Consider the following 18,559-nt stretch of genomic DNA (forward strand, 5'->3'; position numbering starts at 1 on the left):
TAAGTCCTCATCATAGGATTTCAGGAAACCATTATGGCATATATTACCCTAAGGGACGTCCAACTCGCGTTTGGCGGACCTGCACTGCTCGACGGCGCTAACTTTAATTTAGAACGCGGTGAACGAGTGTGTTTGATTGGCCGTAATGGTGAAGGTAAGTCTACCTTACTTAAACTGATTGAAGGAAGCCTGTTACCTGACAGTGGTGAAGTTTCCTTACAAAATGGCATCACAATTTCCATGTTGGCCCAAGACGTGCCGATGGATTCAGGCAAAGTCGCCGATATCGTGGCGGATGGCGCAGGTGAAGCATCAGAAGTTCTACGTGCTTATCATGAAGCCAGCGAAGCCTGCGTACTGGGTGATATGGAAGCTTGTGACCGCATGGGTTCATTGCAGCACAAGATGGATCAGCTGGATGGCTGGGCTTTAGAAACCAAGGTGAACTCTATCCTGAGTAAAATGGGCCTGGATCCGGATGCAGACCTTGCCGATTTATCCGGTGGCCGTAAGCGTCGTGTGCTGCTGGCTCGTGCCCTGCTGACCCAACCAGACGTTCTGTTACTTGATGAACCGACCAACCATCTGGACGTGGAAAGTATTGAATGGTTAGAGAAATTCCTGCTAGATCAAAATAATTTAACGCTTCTGTTTATTTCGCATGACCGTTCATTTGTAGACAGCATTGCAACCCGTATTGTTGAACTGGATCGTGGTACATTGCGTAGCTACGAAGGTAACTATTCACGTTATCTCGAGCTTAAAGCACAGCAGATGGAAGCCGAAGAAAAGCAGAATGCGCTGTTTGACAAGCGTCTTGCTGAAGAGGAGGTATGGATTCGCCAAGGAATTAAAGCGCGTCGTACTCGTAATGAAGGTCGTGTCCGTGCGCTTAAAGCATTACGCGAAGAATCAAAAGCACGCCGCTCACAACAAGGTAAAGTGAGCATGGCAACTCAGGATGCGAGCCGTTCTGGTAAAGTCGTATTTGAGATTGAACATCTCAGCGTGAAATTTGGTGACAATGCACCAATTATTAATGACTTCTCGGCACTGGTAATGCGTGGCGACCGTATTGGTTTAGTCGGTGATAACGGTGTTGGTAAAACCACACTGATTAAAGCGATTTTAGGCCAGCTTGAGCATGGCGGTACAGTGAAAACTGGTACACAGCTTGAAGTGGCTTATTTTGACCAGTTACGTAACGTACTGGATCTGGAAAAATCGGTAAAAGATAACGTCGCTGAAGGTTCTGACCATGTCGATATCAATGGCAGTCGTCGTCATATCTATAGCTATTTACAAGATTTCCTGTTCTCGCCTGAACGTGCCCGTACACCAGTAAAAGCGCTGTCTGGTGGTGAACGTAACCGTATTTTGCTGGCAAAGCTTTTGCTTAAACCATCAAACCTGATTGTGATGGACGAACCAACCAATGATCTGGATATGGTGACCCTTGAACTATTAGAAGAAATGTTAAGTGGCTATAAAGGCACATTACTGCTGATCTCGCATGACCGTGCCTTTATGGACAATGTCGTGACCTCAACCTGGGTATTTGATGGTAAAGGCAATATCGATGAATATATCGGTGGTTATCAGGATTATTTAGAGCAACGTCCGAACCAGACAGCGGTCGATCAAAAATCTGCCGTTAAAAAAGCTGCAGCCAAAGCTGAAGCGGCAGCGGCTGCTCCTGCACCGAAAAAGGTGAAACTCAGCTACAAAGATCAACGTGAACTTGAACAATTGCCTGCAGAAATCGAAGCACTGGAAAGTGAACAGGCTGAACTTTCTGACAAACTGGCAGATGGCTCATGGTTTGTGAAAGATGCAGCAGCAGCGACCAAGGCATCTGAACGTCTAGGTGAAATTGACGAGATTTTGCTGGAAAAAATGGAACGTTGGGATGAGCTGGAAAATATGACCAAAGGTTAATTTTCTTCCCTCTTAAATGCTAAGCATCTGTATTCATACAGATGCTTTTTTATTTTCACTTTTTTGTTTCAAAAAGCTCTTCTGCTACACTGCAGATATCTTGAGGTTTAAATAGCAGATTATGAGTAAAAAGCCAGATTACCAACCCGGTGAATTTCAATGGGCCTTCCTGTCTCCCCAGTATTGGGGCATATGGATTGGCATTGTATTCCTGATGATTCTGGCGATTTTACCTTGGGCGATTCAGTACCGTCTGGCTTCTTTACTGGGTAGCTTAAGTTTTAAATATCTCAAATCTCGCCGTGAAACTACAGTGCGCAATCTGGAAGTGTGTTTTCCAGAATGGTCTGCGCAAGAAGTGCAGGAAAATTCCCGTCAGGTCTTTATTGACCAGATGCTCGGTGTGTTTGAAACCTTAAATGCCTGGTACACGCCAAAGTGGTTTAAAGGCCGTGTAACTATTGAAGGTCTGGAATATATCCAGCAAGCACAAACTGAAGGAAAAGGTGCATTATTACTCGGTACGCACTCTACCCTGCTGGATGCTGGCGGCTACCTGTGTGCCCAATATTTTGAACCGGATGTCGTCTATCGTCCGCAGAATAACCCCTTGCTGGATATGCTGATTTATCGCTGCCGCGCCACAATTTATGCCAACCAGATTGACCATGATGATATGCGTGGTCTGGTGCGTAATCTGAAAAATGGACATGCGATCTGGTACAGCCCGGATCAGGATTTCGGTTTAAAACAAGGCGTAATGGCACCATTTTTTGGCGTTCCTGCTGCAACCGTGACCGCACACCGTCGTTTATTAAAAATGACCAAAGCCGCTGCGATCCCACTGTATTTCTACCGTCACGGCGATATCAAAAATCCAAAATATCATGTCCTGATTGAGCCACCCGTTGAAAACCTGCCAAGCGCAGATGAACTGGATGATGCCACTCGCGTGAACCAGATTATTGAACGCCAGTTACGGATCGCCCCAACGCAATATATGTGGTTCCATCGCCGTTTTAAGACCCGCCCACAGGGTTATGATTCGATTTATTGAGTTCTCGAGCTCTTTCATCATGGATTAATGATTTGTTCCCTGATAAATCCACATGGCTTCAGTCTGTCCGGCACGACTAAAGCCTAAAGCTTGATAAAAGCCGGTAGCATGCTGGTCAGCAACTAAAATTTTTTGATGAAATCCTGAATAACGCTCTAGCATGGCCTGCATAATTCGGCGACCAATGCCCTACCCTTGTAATTCTGAATGAACCAGTAAATGGGAAAATACATCACCAGTTAGCCATCAGAAATGGCATTACCGAGTCCAACCAGTCAACCATTCATACCGGCAGTCACAAGACTATGAGAATGGTTCAAGGCTTCTAAAAGCAGTTACGGTTTTTTTAGCTGCTGACCATCGATTGGCATGATAGAGTTCAAATATTTCAAATTCCTGAGCTGAGTCACTGTCAGAAATAATAAACTGCATACACGTTTTTCAGAAATTATTTCAACTCTATAAATTGTTTTAATAATCAATTAAATAAAAAATAAAATTAAAGCTCTAAAATAGTTTAACCCGGGCTCTACATCCTGTAAAAACCCGGGTTAATGAGGTTGTGCTTTCAACATTTTAATTCTTGGTTTTTTGTGATTTCCATTTCATCATCATATCCATGATGTCTTCATTCAGCTTCGTCTTCCTTATGAGAAATTCCCTTCTCGACTCCCTGTGCTGATATAAGCAGAATATTGGAATCATCGAGGAATAAATATCGTTTAAGACCCCAATCTGTGTAAGCCATTTCGTACACTTTTCCGATAAATCCATCACACTTTTGAACCATTTTTGTAGGTTTGAGCAATTTCATCCGTGACTATTTTTTCTTCTTTCTCAGCTTTTTCAATACCTTCTTGTATAGCTTCCTGAGCCTGTTGCTCATCTTCTTCAGTCTGTTCCAGTTCTTCTTGTACATGATCAAAGACTCGCCCGGTTTGTAGTACCACAAACACCGGAAAATGATCCGAGCCCACATGTGGCAAACGCTCCATATGGACTAAAGCAAAGTCGGTACTGTGAAAGACATGGTCAAGTGACCAGCGGAACATCGGATAATCGGCATGAAAGGTATTCACATAACGGCGCCCGACACGCGGGTCGAGCAAGCCACTAATACGCTGAAACAAACGTGTAGTACGTGACCAGGCGACATCATTCAGATCGCCCATCACAATACAGCTTTCATCGAGATCCTTGATTTGATCTCCAACAATCAGCAATTCAGCATCACGCAGTTTCGAGTCCTTGGCTTCAGTCGGACTTGGCGGTTTCGGATGAAGGCAATATAACTGAACCGGATGGCCAGAACGTAAAGTGACTGTGGTATGAATTGAAGGAATTTCATTACTCAAAATAAATTTCACTTCGGTGTCACTGAGTTTTAATTTACTGTAGAGATGCATCCCATAAAGGTTATCTAAAGGCACAGGTACACGGTACGGATAGTCCGCTTCAATCATTGAGAGTTGTTTCTGCCATTCTGAATTGGTTTCCAGCGTCAGTACCAGATCTGGAGTTAAACGTTGAATCTGTTCGAGTAATAGATGATATTTTTCATTGGTCATTAACACGTTAGAAACCAGTAAAGAAATTTGTTTGCTTGGATCCAGTTGCTGCCGTTTGACCTTCTTCACCTGTTTCTTCCAGATAAAGGTATAAGGCAAGACCATCTTCAACTGGTAGGCTTGTGCCGCGACTAGTCCTACAAAAATACTTTGGTCTATCAAGGTCCAGGAATGCTCCCAAAATATATAAAGCCCTAGTGCAATGAAGCCAATGATCAGAATTTGTAGTCGCGGGAAATCGGCGCCACGGATCCACCATTCATCACGAGGAATCAGGGACCAGAAACTGAGCCAGATGACCAGCACTGACAATATCTGAATAAACAAAATCATAAAGTGACTCTTTTACTATGTTGTTATTTTTTCTAGAAGAAAATCTGCGTTATCAATTTTGTATGTAACATAAACAAGATATTTCGCTCAATATTATTGATGTTTCTATTGTGTAGCTATTGCAGTTGAGTCCCTTTTTGGTACACTCGAACCCCCTTTAATTTTTTAACGCACCGAGGCAAAGTGACATGAAAGTAGGTCTGGTCGGTTGGCGCGGGATGGTTGGTTCCGTCCTAATGCAACGTATGGTTGAAGAGAATGATTTTGCTCATTTTGAGCCATTCTATTTCTCTACCAGTAATGCAGGTGGTGAAGCACCGGCATTTGGTGGTAAAACTGCCCCAGCACTTATGGATGCGACAGACATTGATCGTCTGAAGCAAATGGATGTCATTATTACCTGCCAAGGTGGCGATTATACCACTGCGGTTTTCCCTAAGCTGAAAGCTGCAGGCTGGAATGGTTACTGGATTGACGCTGCGTCTACCCTGCGTATGGATGATGAAGCAATCATCGTACTTGACCCGGTTAACCTGAACGTGATCAAAGATGGCCTAGTGAAAGGTACTAAAACTTTCGTTGGCGGTAACTGTACGGTTTCCCTGATGCTGATGGGTTTAGGTTCTCTCTTCCAGAATAACCTGGTGGAATGGGCAACTTCGATGACCTATCAGGCGGCATCTGGTGCAGGTGCACAAAACATGCGTGAGCTGATCACAGGCATGGGTTACCTGTATAACAATACTAAAGACCTACTCGATGATCCACGCTCTCCAATTTTGGACATCGATTCTAAAATTGCTGAATTACAACGTGGTGAAGGCTTCCCGTCGGCAAACTTTGGTGTACCGCTAGCTGGTTCTCTGATTCCATATATCGACAAGCAGCTGGAAAGCGGCCAGTCGAAAGAAGAATGGAAGGGTCAGGTTGAAACCAACAAGATCCTGGGCAACCAGCAGATCGTTCCAATCGATGGTCACTGTGTACGTATCGGTGCCATGCGCTGTCACTCTCAGGCAATTACCTTGAAGCTAAAACGTGACGTACCTTTGAATGAAATCGAAGATATGATTCGTCAGTCTAGCCAATGGGCAAAAGTGGTACCAAATATACGTGAAGCATCAATGACTGATCTGACGCCTGTCGCAGTAACCGGTACATTGACTGTTCCAGTCGGCCGTCTGCGTAAAATGAACATGGGTAAAGAATACCTGGGTGCATTCACTGTAGGTGACCAGTTACTTTGGGGTGCTGCTGAGCCTTTACGCCGTATGCTACGCATTCTGATCGATTATAAAAATGCTTAATTAAGCGCGTTATAATCAATCTAAAAGCCGATCTTTATTGATCGGCTTTTTTGTGTCACTATCAAGAAAATAGTTGAACAAACATAGACATCCCAATCATCGAGTCATACTGCCCATAATATGACCGATGCTGAGCCTAGAATGAAGATGACTGTATATAAAAAATTTAAAATTGCTACTTTAACCATGATGATGGCACAGCCTGTTTTTGCAATCACGGTTGAGCCAGTTCAGGTTCAATCTGCACCCGGGGAATTACTCTATGCGGAAATGAATTTCCGTCAGTCAGATATCAATATACCGATTGAAGTGAGTTTAGCTACGCCAGAAGATTTAATGACGCTGGGCACTACGCATCAACCTCCCGGTCATCTTAATTTTTTTACCCGTCGTAGTAGCAATGGAACAGGTGTGATTACTATTACCTCTTCACGCCCAATCACTCAAAATGATCTGAATTTTGTAGTTAAGGTTAAAGAAGGCAATGCAGCACGCTTACAACATATCAAGACCACACTCAAACCCAAGACAGATCTGCTAAAAGCTTCAATCAGCGCGAATGAACGAACATTGACCCCAGTCGTGGTGGTGAATGAAAATGAAATTGGTTTAAATTTACCTGTCAGTACGCAATACAAGACTGCAGCAGCGAGTACCAAGGCTCTGGAAAAACCATTGGCTGTACAGCGTCTTGCTCCACCACCATTATCACCAAACTCTATCCCTCAGACAACATCGATAACGACTCCCGCTGTTCAGGCTCCAGCCAAGGTTGAGGAAGCTATTACAGCTGTGAATACGCGTCCAGTCACAAGTACTTTGACGACACCCACACCAATCGCTGAACCGGCAATGCCAGCTATTCAACAAAAGCCTCTGGTCCCAAATAGTCTGCAAAAAAATCCTGCCACCCCTACAACTCAAGTAAAAACTCAGGTAGCGGAAGATACATCAGTAGCACCTGTTGAACAGCAGAATCAAGATATACCAGCTCAAAAAGTACAAAATCAAAAGCCAGTGGCGACCTATCCTGCTGCTGCGCCACAATCGAATTCCAGCGACCCATTAGTTAAAAAATATGCCGAAGAACAAGTCGCAAAACAGAAGCAAGTTACTCCTAAAAAACCGCCTCAAGCAGCTTCGGCTCCAGTGCAACACTCCCCTCAAGCGAGCCCGACATCTACTGCAAAAGCAAGTTATGTGGTTCAATCCAATGAATCTCTCTGGAAAATTGCTGCACGTATTGCTCAGGAACAAAACCGCGGTGTTGGTGAAGTCATGCAGCAAATTAAAAAAAATAATGAACAGGCCTTTATTGGCGGAGATGCGAATCGCCTGAAACGTGGTGCGGCACTGAATTTGAATATTGCGCCCGCACAAAAACAGCCAATTACCGTCAAGACATCTGAGCTTGCACAAGTTCAGAATAAGGCTAAAGGCAGTACCAAATATCGTTTAAATCAAGCTGAAATGAGCCTGGTTGCTGAGAACCAACAAGAAACTAAGCAACTTTCTGCAAATCAAAACACATTAGACCGTCAAACTTCGAAAGAGTTGTCATTAAAAGTTATGACAGTTCGAGAAAAAACCGTTAAATTACAGAGAAACGTAACTGAATTAGAATTGGCGCTTAATCAGAAGGATCAGAGAATTCAATTATTAAATGCCCGTCTTGCCCGACTGCAACAGCAGCTGAAAGCACAACAGGCAGATAAAAAAGCCAATTAACTAATCATTACATACATTGATTTACAGGGATGAGTGGATATATGGAGCCCTCTATCTCTAAGGGGTACTTATCATGCTGATTTATGTGATTCCATTAATTTTATTGATCATCGTTCTGATCGTAGTCAAAAAACGTCAGGATGCTCAAGGGTCAGATAAACCAAAGGCAAATACAGCGAAAGCGAGAAAAACCACCAGTTCAGTACGGGCTACCCCAGCGAAAACCCGGGTGGTTGAAGAAGTTGCAGCGAATCCTCAGGAAGCTATTGCTCTTTCAGCAGATCTGCGCAAGAAAATTGAGCGCCTGATCAATGAAGGAAATTTTTTTGCCGCTGAAGCGCAAATCAATCAGGCACTCAAAAAAGACAACCGCCAGCATGAACTGTATCTGTTGCTCCTTGATATCCATATTCAGCAGAAAGATGAATTTGCCATTTCTCAGTTAATCACACATGTGCGTTCACTCGGTTTGGATGACATTCTTGCGCAGGCAGAAACTAAAAAGGCAGAGTTTGAAAATTCAGCTACTTCAACCAAGGATACAATTGATTTTCCTTCTGCACAGTTAAGCGCTGGCTCATCAGTAACTGAGACAGCATCTATAGACAACACTGCTGCCTTTGAAGAGCTATCCCCAACCCACAGCCCAGTAGTTAATGACCTCGCTTTTGATGAACTGCAACAAGAAAATAAGCCTCAAAAAGCTGTATTTGAGCCGGCGCTATCACAGAATGATATCCAGCCGCTGGAATTTAATTTTGAGCCCACTCTGACTAAACCGGCAAGTGATGCAGCCCAGGATCTCCCAGGAGCTACAGGTTTAGAGTTTAACTTCTCTGACGCTCCTGCATCTGAGCCTACACCGAAGACAACATCAGATACTGCCACATCTGCACTAAACTTTAGCTTTGACTTAGATAGCTCAATAAAAGCTGAAACTGAAATTGCACCTGCTGCCGAGCCTGAAACTGCCGCACCGGTTATGGACTTTAAGCTTGACTTAGGCAACTCAGAAAAACCAGAAGTGACACCAGTACCTACTGCAGAATCAGTTCAACCTCTTGATTTTTCTTTCTCGGCAGATACAACGTCAACCACAGAAACTCAGCCAGAAATCGCAGTACCAGAATTTGATTTATCAGGTTTAGCTACACATGAACCTATAAGTCCAGCAGTACCTGCTGTCTCAGAATTGGACTTTAAACTAGATGCCGTTCCTGAAAAACCAGCCAGCGCGGCAATCAGTTTTGATATTCCATCTACGCCTGTTACTTCAACCGCTCATCAAAATGATCCACTGATTCAATCATTCCCTGAATTAACGGAAACTGATGAAGTAGTATTAAATCTGGAATTGGCAGAGCAGTATATTCAATTGGGTGCCTATGATGCCGCACGTGAAATCCTGACAGAAAAGGAAGCGGACTACAGTCCACAACAACGTACCCATGTTGATCAATTACTGAATCGAATCGCTTCTTAAGTAAATTCGTTCTACACTAAAGCAGTCACTATGGCTGCTTTTTTTATGATGAAAAATATTGCATTGATTTATATGGGAGGTACGTTTGGATGCGTTGGTGATCCACTTGCTCCTATGCCTGCCGAATCTTTTTTTATAAAACTAAAAGACTTATTGCATGAAGACACGCATTCGGTAGAGTGCTTCTGCGCCCCTGTAATTAAGGACAGCAGTGCATGTACTGCTCCTGACTGGCTAGCCTTGATTCAGTTTATTCAGCAACTGCAGGCTCAGAATTATCAGCGCTTTGTTATCATTCATGGTACAGATACCATGAGCTATGCCTGTGCCGTGCTGGCGCATCTTTTAGGGCAATCGGCCTATGTGGTTTTAACCGGTAGCCAGTACCCATTATTAAATGCAGCTGGCAAGCAGCCACGCGAATTCAGTGATGCTTTGGACAACCTATGCTTTGCTCTAGATTCTGTACAGCAGGTCGAGATGGGCGTTTATCTGGCATTTAACCAGGAACTGGTTCATGGCAGAACAGCGTTAAAGCAACATACTACTGAACTCAAGGCCTTTGCCGGCATAGATGCAGAAGTAAAAATTCCACCGCAACTATATACACATACCATTACTGCACAAGATTTGATTAAGGCACAGCAATTTAATTGCCTGAGTATAATGATGCAGCCGGTTGGGCTAGATCAGCAGCTTCATAACCTTAAGCAATTATTGGCTTCACCTCCAAATTTCCTGATTCTGCAGGGCTTTGGCACAGGAAATCTCGCAGTTAATCCTGATCTCATTCAGCTCTTTGATGAGTTCTATAATGCTGGCTGTGCTGTAGTTTTGACTACACAGGTACCTTTCGGGAGCACAGACCAACGCTATGCTATTGCTGAATGGGTGCAGGACTGCCGGATTTTACTCAATGATGCCTATGGCCATGCCGATCTATATGCAAAAGCCCTGAAAATGTATTTACAATACGACAGCGTGGAGCAATGGCATCACCATTGGTCTGATTAGTTGAATCTTGAGGTGAATATGCAGCGTTTTGCAGTCGGTATTGAATTTAGTGGAGCACACTACAGAGGTTGGCAAACCCAACAGCCCGGCGTAGCAAGCGTGCAGGAAACGATTGAAAAGATTCTGTCTAAAGTCGCCAATGAAACTATTATCCTGCATGGTGCAGGTCGAACTGATGCCGGCGTGCATGCCACCAATATGGTTGCTCACTTCGATACCTCTGCTGATCGCTCCGAATATGGCTGGTTACGCGGCTGTAATAGTCAGCTTCCTAAAGATATTGTAATTCAGTGGATTCAGGAAATGGACATGGATTTCCATGCCCGTTTTAAAGCCCAAGCCCGTCGTTATCGTTATGTAGTCTACAATCACCCTGTGCGTTCTGCGCTATTGCATAAACAGGTCACCCATATCCATTACGATTTAGATGTCGACAAGATGATTAAGGCTGCGACAAAGTTTGAAGGCACACATAATTTCGAAAGTTTCCGTGCCTCTGCCTGTCAATCCAATCAACCTGTACGCCATGTGCATCACTGTCGCCTAATTCGTCATGGTCACTATCTGGTCCTGGATATTCAGGCTGATGGTTTCCTGCATCATATGGTGCGCAATATCATGGGCTGTTTGCTGGAAATTGGTCAGGGCATGTGTGACATCGATCAGATTGATGCCATCTTTGCTGCAGAAGACCGTAAAGCGGCAGGTGTGACAGCACCATCAGATGGACTCTACTTTATTCAGGCACATTATCCTGAGCAATTTAATTTACCGAAAGTGCCCTTGGGACCACATTGGTTAAACATGCCAGAATAATTAAATCCTTTTTTATTAATTTACCTCCTCTCCCCCCCTTCTGGAAGGAGAGGAAATTCCTCCCTTTTTTAAAGGGAGGTTAGGAGGGATTTAACGCTGCTTGCGCTTTCTATATTCCACTGGCGTTTCATTGGTCCAACGTTTAAAAGCACGATAGAAGGTACTTGGTTCAGAAAAACCGGTTAAATATACAATCCGCTCTACACTTTCACTGGTGCCTGCCAGTAAGCGTTTAGCCAGACGGCAACGATAATCCGAAAGGATCTGCTGGAAACTGGTATTGGCTTCACTCAGCTGGGTACGCAAACGGCGGGGAGTAATATTCAGCTGGGCAGCGACTGTTTCTAGCGTGGTTTCCCCACTTTCCAAGGTTGAGCCAATGGCACGGCGCACTTCACCCACCAGATCATAACGTGCCAGCTCTTGCAGCTTTTCAATTGCTAACTGCTCATGCAGCTGGAGTAATTCTGGTTCTGCCTGCCAAAGCGGATATTCAAGAATACTTGAATCAAAATAAAGACGTGTTTCTTTCTGTCCCAGACTTACTGGGCATTCATAGACACGGAAGTATTCATCATCAGTTGCGCCTTTAGAAAAATTGAAGTCGATATAAATCGGTTCAAAACGCCCTTCGGTAATAAACTTAAAGAAACGCAGTACACCAGACATGGCACATTCAGTGAAATGACGATTGACGATGTTTTCGGCAAAAAGCTGTTCACCATTGGTCAAATAACAGCGGTCATCTCCCACGACCAGTTGCGCATGGAAGGCATCACTGATGAGGCGCTGGTAAGCTAAGGCACGTTTTAGCCCTTCACCAAAATTTTCTGATGAAATAAACAAATGCTCAATGACCTGACCACGGTAAAGTGGCAGATGTTCACCCAAATGTAAGCCGATATCAGGGTCCTTGCTGACCTCTTCTGCCGCGACCCAGAATGCATACTGTGCACTCAACGGGGTACGGTCATTGGCTTCAACCTGGTTTAAGGCAACTCCTGCTTTAGTAAGCAATTCTTCGGTTGGCAAACCCGCACGACGTATCGCCTGGTAGCCTAATCGCAGTACAACCGATGCATCTGTTAGCTGACCCACTCAAAAACCTTCCTTGTATGTGCTTCATTTATACCTAAAAAGATATTTTTTAGATTAACTGTGATTGACCAAACTGACAACATCAACAAGCAGTTTTTTAGTTAAAATATTTGTACTGATGCTTCGCTTATTTTACTTTCAGATGATCAGTCTAAAGCCTGCTATGCCTTGTGTTATACGAAAAAATTGACTATAATTTGCGCCTTTCTAATTTATTCTTTTAGGTAGGCTATGGCCAATAAAGAGGAACTCATCGAGTTCGAAGGCGTTGTCACCGAGACGCTTCCTAATACTATGTTCCGTGTACGTTTAGAAAACGGTCACGAAGTGATTGCTCATATCTCTGGTAAAATGCGTAAACACTACATCCGTATTTTGACTGGCGACAGTGTAAAAGTGGAGATGACTCCTTACGACTTAACTAAGGGTCGTATCACTTATCGTGCACGCTAAGATTTAGCGTCAGTAAAAAAAGCCACTGATCAGGGTGGCTTTTTTTGTGACTTTAATTATTCATTATTTACCAATAAATAAAACAATTTGACATAGCCTGAGAATTACAAGACTATTCAATTTAATTAAAACAATATTTATAAAAACAATGAATATGAAATATTTGACTCTGCTTTCCAGTTTCCAGCTTGTCTCTTGTTGCATGTGCTACAGGCAGCAATCAGCATCTGCATCATTCTCTACAGCCCTATATCGGTCAAACTGCCGCACAGGTTCACAGCCAACTTGATCTTCGTGCAATGGGATTTAAAACCTCCCAGCACCCCATTCAAACAGCAGACTTTCTCAGTTATACTATTTTCCGGGATGTGAATATTCCGATGGGTACACCTAATATTAGTCAAAGTATCTCCCCTGGTGCACCAATTCCAATGCCTTCGAATGGAGGTTATAACATTAAGATGAAATGCCAAATCTGGTTTGACTTGAAAGATGAAATTGTTCAGGACATTCGTTATACCGGTAAAGCTTGCTAAACTGTGTCCAGTGAAGTTTAAAACCTGTATGAGATTTAATGAGAGGTCCAATTTATCAGGATACTTCTCTCTACCGTGTGTCAAATTACAACAATAAGCTCGTTTTCTCCTCGCTACAATAACCGCAATGGCTTTTGTAGGAGTCAGAAAATATGTTATCTGCATTTCGCCAAATGAAACTCGTGTTACCAGGCATGCTTCTGCTGTTGTCTGCATGTACGCATACGCCTACCCTGTCTCAAGCCGAACGTGACGCTTATTTACAGCAGTATATTGGACAGTCTAGCCAAACCATTTATGCCAATCTGGATTTAAGCAAACTCGGCTACCAGCAGGTAAATGAACCTGTACTTTCAGCCGGGCAACTGGTCTATATCGTGCAGCGTCCCGTTGCACTTCCACTCTCTGTCGCTCAGCATCCGGTTGCCGGCACTGGAACCGTACCCATTCCGGTGACACATAGTCCATCGCGTGGCTATGACGTAAACCTGCAATGTAAAATTGTTTTTGAACTCAAGGACAATATTGCACAAGCAGTGAAATATACCGGCCGAACCTGTTAATTCAGCAGACACAAAAAAACGCAGCCTGAGCTGCGTTTTTTATTGATCAGTTCTGGAGTGAAATTTAGTTCAATGCAGCAACTACTGCCTGGCCCATTTCCACTGTACCGACTTTGCTCATGCCTTCGGACATAATATCCGCAGTACGTAAACCTTGATCCAATACATGACCTACTGCATCTTCAATTGCTTTTGCAGCCGCTTCTTCACGGAAGGTGTAACGCAGCATCATTGCAACAGACAGAATGGTTGCCAATGGATTTGCTAGGTTTTGACCTGCGATGTCTGGTGCAGAACCATGACATGGTTCATACATGCCTTTGCCATTCTCATCTAGAGAAGCAGATGGCAACATACCAATTGAACCCGTTAACATTGCCGCTTCGTCAGACAGAATATCACCGAACAGGTTAGAAGTGACAATTACGTCAAACTGTTTAGGCGCACGTACCAACTGCATTGCAGCATTGTCGACATACATATGCGACAGGTTGATGTCTGGATATTGCTCTTCTTTCAATGCAGTAACGGTTTGTTTCCAAAGCTCAGTCACTTCAAGCACGTTTGCTTTATCGACTGAACATACTTTACCGCCACGCAGACCGGCAAGTTCAAATGCAACTTTGGCAATACGCTTGATTTCAGACTCTGAATACACATCAGTGTTAAAACCTTGTTTTTCACCATTTTCCAGTTCACGGATACCACGTGGTTGACCGAAGTAGATACCACCTGTCAATTCACGTACGATCAGGATATCTAGACCAGCTACAATTTCAGGTTTCAGGCTAGACGCATCAGCAAGTTGCGGATAGAGAATCGCCGGACGCAGGTTCGCGAACAGGTTCAGTTCACTACGCAATTTTAACAGACCACGTTCAGGACGAATTGAGCGTTCAATCGTATCCCATTTAGGACCACCCACAGCGCCAAGCAGAATTGCATCAGCTTTTTTTGCCTGCTCAGACGTCACATCTGGATAAGGTGCACCATGTGCATCAATCGCAGCACCACCCAACAGGCCATGTTCCCAGCTTAGATCTAAATTAAATTTTTCATTTACGCGAGTCAGCACTTGCTCTGCTGCTTTCACAATTTCAGGACCGATGCCGTCACCAGCTAAAATCAAAATTTGTTTAGACATGAGATATTCCATTTATAAAGTCAGCATTTCGCTGACTGGGTTAAATTTTCTGTTCTACAAACTCGGCAATGCCAGTTTCAACATTGTATGGCTTGCAGAAGCGTCGAATTATTTTGGTGTTTTGCAACAGATCTACACACAGTGGATCCGGTGCAGAGGCCTGCAATAAGCTGGTGTTTCGAGTCGAGCGCTGGCGATACATCTTAAAGGTGTACTTATGCTTGGCCTGAAAGTTCTGGAATACATGTAGAACTTCGGCCTTATCCGGACTAATCGGATAAAAGCGTACCACCAGTTCATGCTGCCCCGCGGGTACCGACAGGTAAACCGGATTAGGCTCTTTCAGGCTTTTTGCTTGTAAACGCACAAGTTTGAGCTTGAGCGCTTCACTCTCCACATGTCGTTTTTCAGCATTGATGATCTTGATATCATCCATACGTTCAAAATTACAATCGTGGGTACCTGAACAATAAATCAGGGCATCTGAACTATTTACAGCCGAATCTGTCAATTTCTTCAACTGTATCGTATCGATGGTCTGACATGCTGTCATTAACATCGAAACCGTACCCAATGCAAATAACTGTTTCCAATAGCTGGCCATGCTGAATGTCTAACCCAAACGAAATTTCCATGATTTCACGATATTAGCAAGGGTTAGACTTTCCCGCTATGACAATTTAACTAGATTTAGCCACTAATTTCTGCAAATACCCAAGGGCGCGATTGTTTGGTTTTTTCTTCATAAGCACGAATCGCATCGGCATCCTGCAAAGTTAAACCGATGTCATCCAAACCGTTTAAAAGACAATGCTTGCGGAATGGATCAACTTCAAACTTGAAACTTTCACCTGACGGGGTACGCACTTCTTGCGCTGCAAGATCAATTGTTAATTGATAACCTTCAGTCGCAGCACATTCTCTAAATAACTGATCAACAATTTCTTCAGACAGGATTACTGGCAACATGCCGTTTTTAAAACTGTTATTGAAGAAAATATCCGCATAGCTTGGTGCAATTACGGTACGGAAACCGTATTCATTCAATGCCCATGGCGCATGCTCGCGACTTGAACCACAACCAAAGTTTGCACGTGAAATTAAAATTGATGCACCTTGGTAACGGGGTTTGTTTAACTCAAAATCAGGGTTTAAGGGACGTTTTGAATTATCCTGACCTAAATAACCTTCATCCAAGTAACGCAATTCATCAAATAAATTTTCACCAAAACCGGTGCGTTTGATCGATTTTAAAAACTGTTTTGGAATAATTAAGTCGGTATCTACATTGGCACGGTCTAATGGTGCAACGATACCTTGTTCAACGGTATATTTTTTCATGATTATTTCTCACTGAATCCGTAACCTCTCCCTAACCCTCTCCTAACAGGAGAGGATACTCCTTCTCCCTCTGGGAGAAGGTTGGGATGAGGGCTTAAACTTAGAATGAACGTACATCAACAAAGTGACCGGCAATTGCGGCTGCGGCTGCCATTGCTGGGCTCACCAAGTGGGTACGACCGCCATTGCCCTGACGACCTTCGAAGTTACGATTCGAGGTAGATGCACAGTGCTCGCCCGGCTGTAACTTATCAGCGTTCATGGCTAAGCACATTGAACAACCCGGCTCACGCCATTCAAAGCCTGCTTCAATCAGGATTTTATCTAAACCTTCAGCTTCAGCTTGTGCTTTGACCAAACCAGAACCTGGAACGACCATCGCCTGTTTAATGCTCGGTGCAACCTTTTTACCTTTCGCCACTTCAGCCGCAGCACGAATATCTTCAATACGTGAATTGGTACAAGAGCCGATAAATACACGGTCTAACTGGATATCAGACAAGGCCTGACCAGCAGTTAAACCCATGTATTGATAAGCACGTGTCCAGTCATTGCGTTGTACGTCATCTTTTGCCTGTTCTAAAGTAGGCACTGCCTGAGAGACTGGAATCACCATTTCAGGAGAAGTCCCCCAAGATACTTGTGGTTCAATCTCTTCACCTTGTAATACCACAACGGTATCAAAGTGCGCACCTTCATCAGAATGCAAGGTATTCCAGTAAGCAACGGCTTGATCCCACTGCTCACCTTTCGGTGCATATGGACGGTTTTTCACATATTCAATGGTTTTATCATCGACTGCCACCATACCAACACGGGCACCGCCTTCGATCGCCATATTACATACGGTCATACGACCTTCGATCGACATGTCGCGGAAGACCTGACCGCCAAATTCGATGGCATGGCCTGTACCGCCCGCAGTCCCGATTTTGCCAATGATGGCTAAAACCACATCTTTTGGAGTTACGCCTTGACCCAATTTTCCGTCAACGCGCACCAACATGTTTTTCATTTTCTTTTGAACCAGGCATTGGGTTGCCAATACATGTTCAACTTCAGAAGTTCCGATACCATGTGCCAAACAGCCGAAGGCACCATGCGTTGCAGTGTGTGAGTCACCGCACACAACCGTCATCCCAGGCAAGGTCAAGCCCTGTTCTGGACCCACAACATGCGCAATACCTTGGCGAACATCATTAATGTCAAACTGCACCACCTTAAAAGTTTTACAGTTGTCATCTAAGGTTTGTACCTGGATACGTGAAGTTTCATCTTCAATCCCAGAAATACCTTCTGAACGTTCTTTGGTAGAAGTCGGTACGTTATGGTCTGGCGTTGCCACGTTCGCGCTTAAACGCCATGGTTTACGACCCGCCAGTTGTAAGCCTTCGAATGCCTGCGGAGAAGTTACTTCATGCAATAAATGACGGTCGATATAAAGTAAAGCTGAACCATCGTCACGCTGTTTTACTAAATGGTCATCCCATAACTTATCGTATAATGTTTTTGCTGTTTGGGTCTCGCCTGCCATGTCGATGTACTCCACTGGACTGGGTAAATTCTATCTCTAATTTTGATTATATCGCTGCGGTCACATAAATCTAATTTATCATTTTTATTAGTTAATAAACTTTTTGGAATCTTTAAAATTGGATTCTAAACAGACCAATATTGATTTTTATTTAATCTAATTTTCCGATCATTTTTTGCAAAATATACGTTTTTACAAATTAAATGAGAATTATTATTATTTATTCATACAGAAAACATTGAATTTATTTTTTGAGGAATATCGACATGGCACACGTTCAAAAATTTGTTGTAGATAATCAGCGTATGTTCAAGAAAACCTTGAGCTATTACGTCATGCACATCACGGTAGCCATGTTAGTCGGTTATTTTGTGACTGGTAGTTTAGCCATGGCAATTGCATTAAGTTTATTAGAACCGACTGTTCAGGCTGTTGCTTTCTTCTTCCACGAAAAAGCCTGGGAAGCAAAATCTGAACAGAGCAATAATGAGGAAATCACAGCCTAAATTCTTTTCTGTCCTTATTCCTCGTTTTGCCACCGCTTACCCTCGGTGGCTTTTTTTATTGATGCATATCCGATTTTTATAAAATATTTTTTTGGGTTCGAGCCGCTATTTCCAGCTATCTATTGTATTAGCGATCAATG

At 43.6% G+C, this 18,559-nt stretch carries 18 protein-coding genes; 11 read left to right on the forward strand and 7 right to left on the reverse strand.

The features are described from left to right. Positions 1-33: 33 nt before the first annotated feature. A complete protein-coding gene (locus tag F955_RS01440) occupies positions 34-1,938 on the forward strand; it encodes an ATP-binding cassette domain-containing protein (RefSeq protein WP_004890315.1) in 1,905 nt (634 codons plus the stop codon). A 121-nt stretch (positions 1,939-2,059) separates the two neighbouring features. Beyond that, complete coding sequence (locus F955_RS01445; protein WP_004890317.1) at positions 2,060-2,995, forward strand: LpxL/LpxP family acyltransferase; 936 nt, start codon at positions 2,060-2,062, stop codon at positions 2,993-2,995. Between the two features lie 24 nt (positions 2,996-3,019). Here the strand turns inward: F955_RS01445 and F955_RS16810 are convergent, their stop codons facing one another. Both F955_RS16810 and F955_RS01455 read right to left on the reverse strand, forming a co-directional pair. Beyond that, positions 3,020-3,166: a GNAT family N-acetyltransferase gene (locus F955_RS16810; RefSeq protein ID WP_017401508.1), complete on the reverse strand. Its 147-nt coding sequence runs from the start codon at positions 3,164-3,166 to the stop codon at positions 3,020-3,022. Between the two features lie 602 nt (positions 3,167-3,768). Further along, on the reverse strand, positions 3,769-4,896 hold the full coding sequence (locus F955_RS01455; protein WP_004890320.1) for an endonuclease/exonuclease/phosphatase family protein: 1,128 nt from the start codon (positions 4,894-4,896) through the stop codon (positions 3,769-3,771). A gap of 188 nt (positions 4,897-5,084) precedes the next feature. Between F955_RS01455 and asd the strand changes: the two genes are divergently transcribed. The 5 genes from asd to truA all read left to right on the forward strand — a co-directional run bounded on the left by asd (position 5,085) and on the right by truA (position 11,244). Then, a complete protein-coding gene (gene asd / locus F955_RS01460) occupies positions 5,085-6,203 on the forward strand; it encodes an aspartate-semialdehyde dehydrogenase (RefSeq protein ID WP_004890323.1) in 1,119 nt (372 codons plus the stop codon). Positions 6,204-6,344: 141 nt separating this feature from the next. After that, positions 6,345-7,931, forward strand: coding sequence for a FimV/HubP-related protein (locus F955_RS01465; protein ID WP_004890326.1), 1,587 nt, complete (start codon positions 6,345-6,347; stop codon positions 7,929-7,931). A 73-nt stretch (positions 7,932-8,004) separates the two neighbouring features. Continuing rightward, the gene (locus F955_RS01470; protein ID WP_004890328.1) at positions 8,005-9,414 is read left to right on the forward strand and encodes a FimV/HubP family polar landmark protein; all 1,410 of its coding nucleotides are present in this window, start codon (positions 8,005-8,007) and stop codon (positions 9,412-9,414) included. Between the two features lie 45 nt (positions 9,415-9,459). Then, positions 9,460-10,428: an asparaginase domain-containing protein gene (locus tag F955_RS01475; protein ID WP_026056754.1), complete on the forward strand. Its 969-nt coding sequence runs from the start codon at positions 9,460-9,462 to the stop codon at positions 10,426-10,428. 18 nt (positions 10,429-10,446) lie between these two features. Then, on the forward strand, positions 10,447-11,244 hold the full coding sequence (gene truA, locus F955_RS01480) for a tRNA pseudouridine(38-40) synthase TruA (protein ID WP_004890332.1): 798 nt from the start codon (positions 10,447-10,449) through the stop codon (positions 11,242-11,244). Positions 11,245-11,334: 90 nt separating this feature from the next. On the opposite strand, the gene F955_RS01485 is transcribed toward truA, so the two are convergent. After that, positions 11,335-12,342, reverse strand: coding sequence for an AraC family transcriptional regulator (locus tag F955_RS01485; RefSeq protein WP_004890334.1), 1,008 nt, complete (start codon positions 12,340-12,342; stop codon positions 11,335-11,337). Positions 12,343-12,573: 231 nt separating this feature from the next. Here F955_RS01485 and infA point away from each other — a divergent pair, with 231 nt between their 5' ends. The 3 genes from infA (at position 12,574) to F955_RS01500 (ending at position 13,894) form a co-directional block, all read left to right on the forward strand. Then, complete coding sequence (gene infA / locus F955_RS01490) at positions 12,574-12,795, forward strand: translation initiation factor IF-1 (protein WP_001284370.1); 222 nt, start codon at positions 12,574-12,576, stop codon at positions 12,793-12,795. Between the two features lie 188 nt (positions 12,796-12,983). Beyond that, positions 12,984-13,331, forward strand: coding sequence for a hypothetical protein (locus tag F955_RS01495; RefSeq protein WP_004890337.1), 348 nt, complete (start codon positions 12,984-12,986; stop codon positions 13,329-13,331). Positions 13,332-13,483: 152 nt separating this feature from the next. Then, entirely contained in the window at positions 13,484-13,894 is a 411-nt protein-coding gene (locus F955_RS01500; RefSeq protein ID WP_004890341.1) for a hypothetical protein, read from the forward strand. Positions 13,895-13,958: 64 nt separating this feature from the next. On the opposite strand, the gene leuB is transcribed toward F955_RS01500, so the two are convergent. The 4 genes from leuB to leuC all read right to left on the reverse strand — a co-directional run bounded on the left by leuB (position 13,959) and on the right by leuC (position 17,913). Beyond that, entirely contained in the window at positions 13,959-15,038 is a 1,080-nt protein-coding gene (leuB, locus tag F955_RS01505) for a 3-isopropylmalate dehydrogenase (protein ID WP_004890344.1), read from the reverse strand. Positions 15,039-15,078: 40 nt separating this feature from the next. Continuing rightward, complete coding sequence (locus tag F955_RS01510; RefSeq protein ID WP_004890345.1) at positions 15,079-15,642, reverse strand: hypothetical protein; 564 nt, start codon at positions 15,640-15,642, stop codon at positions 15,079-15,081. Between the two features lie 86 nt (positions 15,643-15,728). After that, positions 15,729-16,379: a 3-isopropylmalate dehydratase small subunit gene (gene leuD / locus F955_RS01515; protein ID WP_004890347.1), complete on the reverse strand. Its 651-nt coding sequence runs from the start codon at positions 16,377-16,379 to the stop codon at positions 15,729-15,731. Between the two features lie 100 nt (positions 16,380-16,479). Continuing rightward, complete coding sequence (gene leuC / locus F955_RS01520) at positions 16,480-17,913, reverse strand: 3-isopropylmalate dehydratase large subunit (RefSeq protein WP_004890349.1); 1,434 nt, start codon at positions 17,911-17,913, stop codon at positions 16,480-16,482. A 266-nt stretch (positions 17,914-18,179) separates the two neighbouring features. Here leuC and F955_RS01525 point away from each other — a divergent pair, with 266 nt between their 5' ends. Further along, positions 18,180-18,419 carry a DUF2061 domain-containing protein gene (locus F955_RS01525; protein WP_004890352.1) on the forward strand — a complete coding sequence of 80 codons (240 nt, stop codon included), beginning with the start codon at positions 18,180-18,182 and terminating at the stop codon, positions 18,417-18,419. Positions 18,420-18,559 lie beyond the last annotated feature (140 nt).

Source organism: Acinetobacter schindleri CIP 107287, assembly GCF_000368625.1.
Lineage (GTDB): Bacteria > Pseudomonadota > Gammaproteobacteria > Pseudomonadales > Moraxellaceae > Acinetobacter > Acinetobacter schindleri.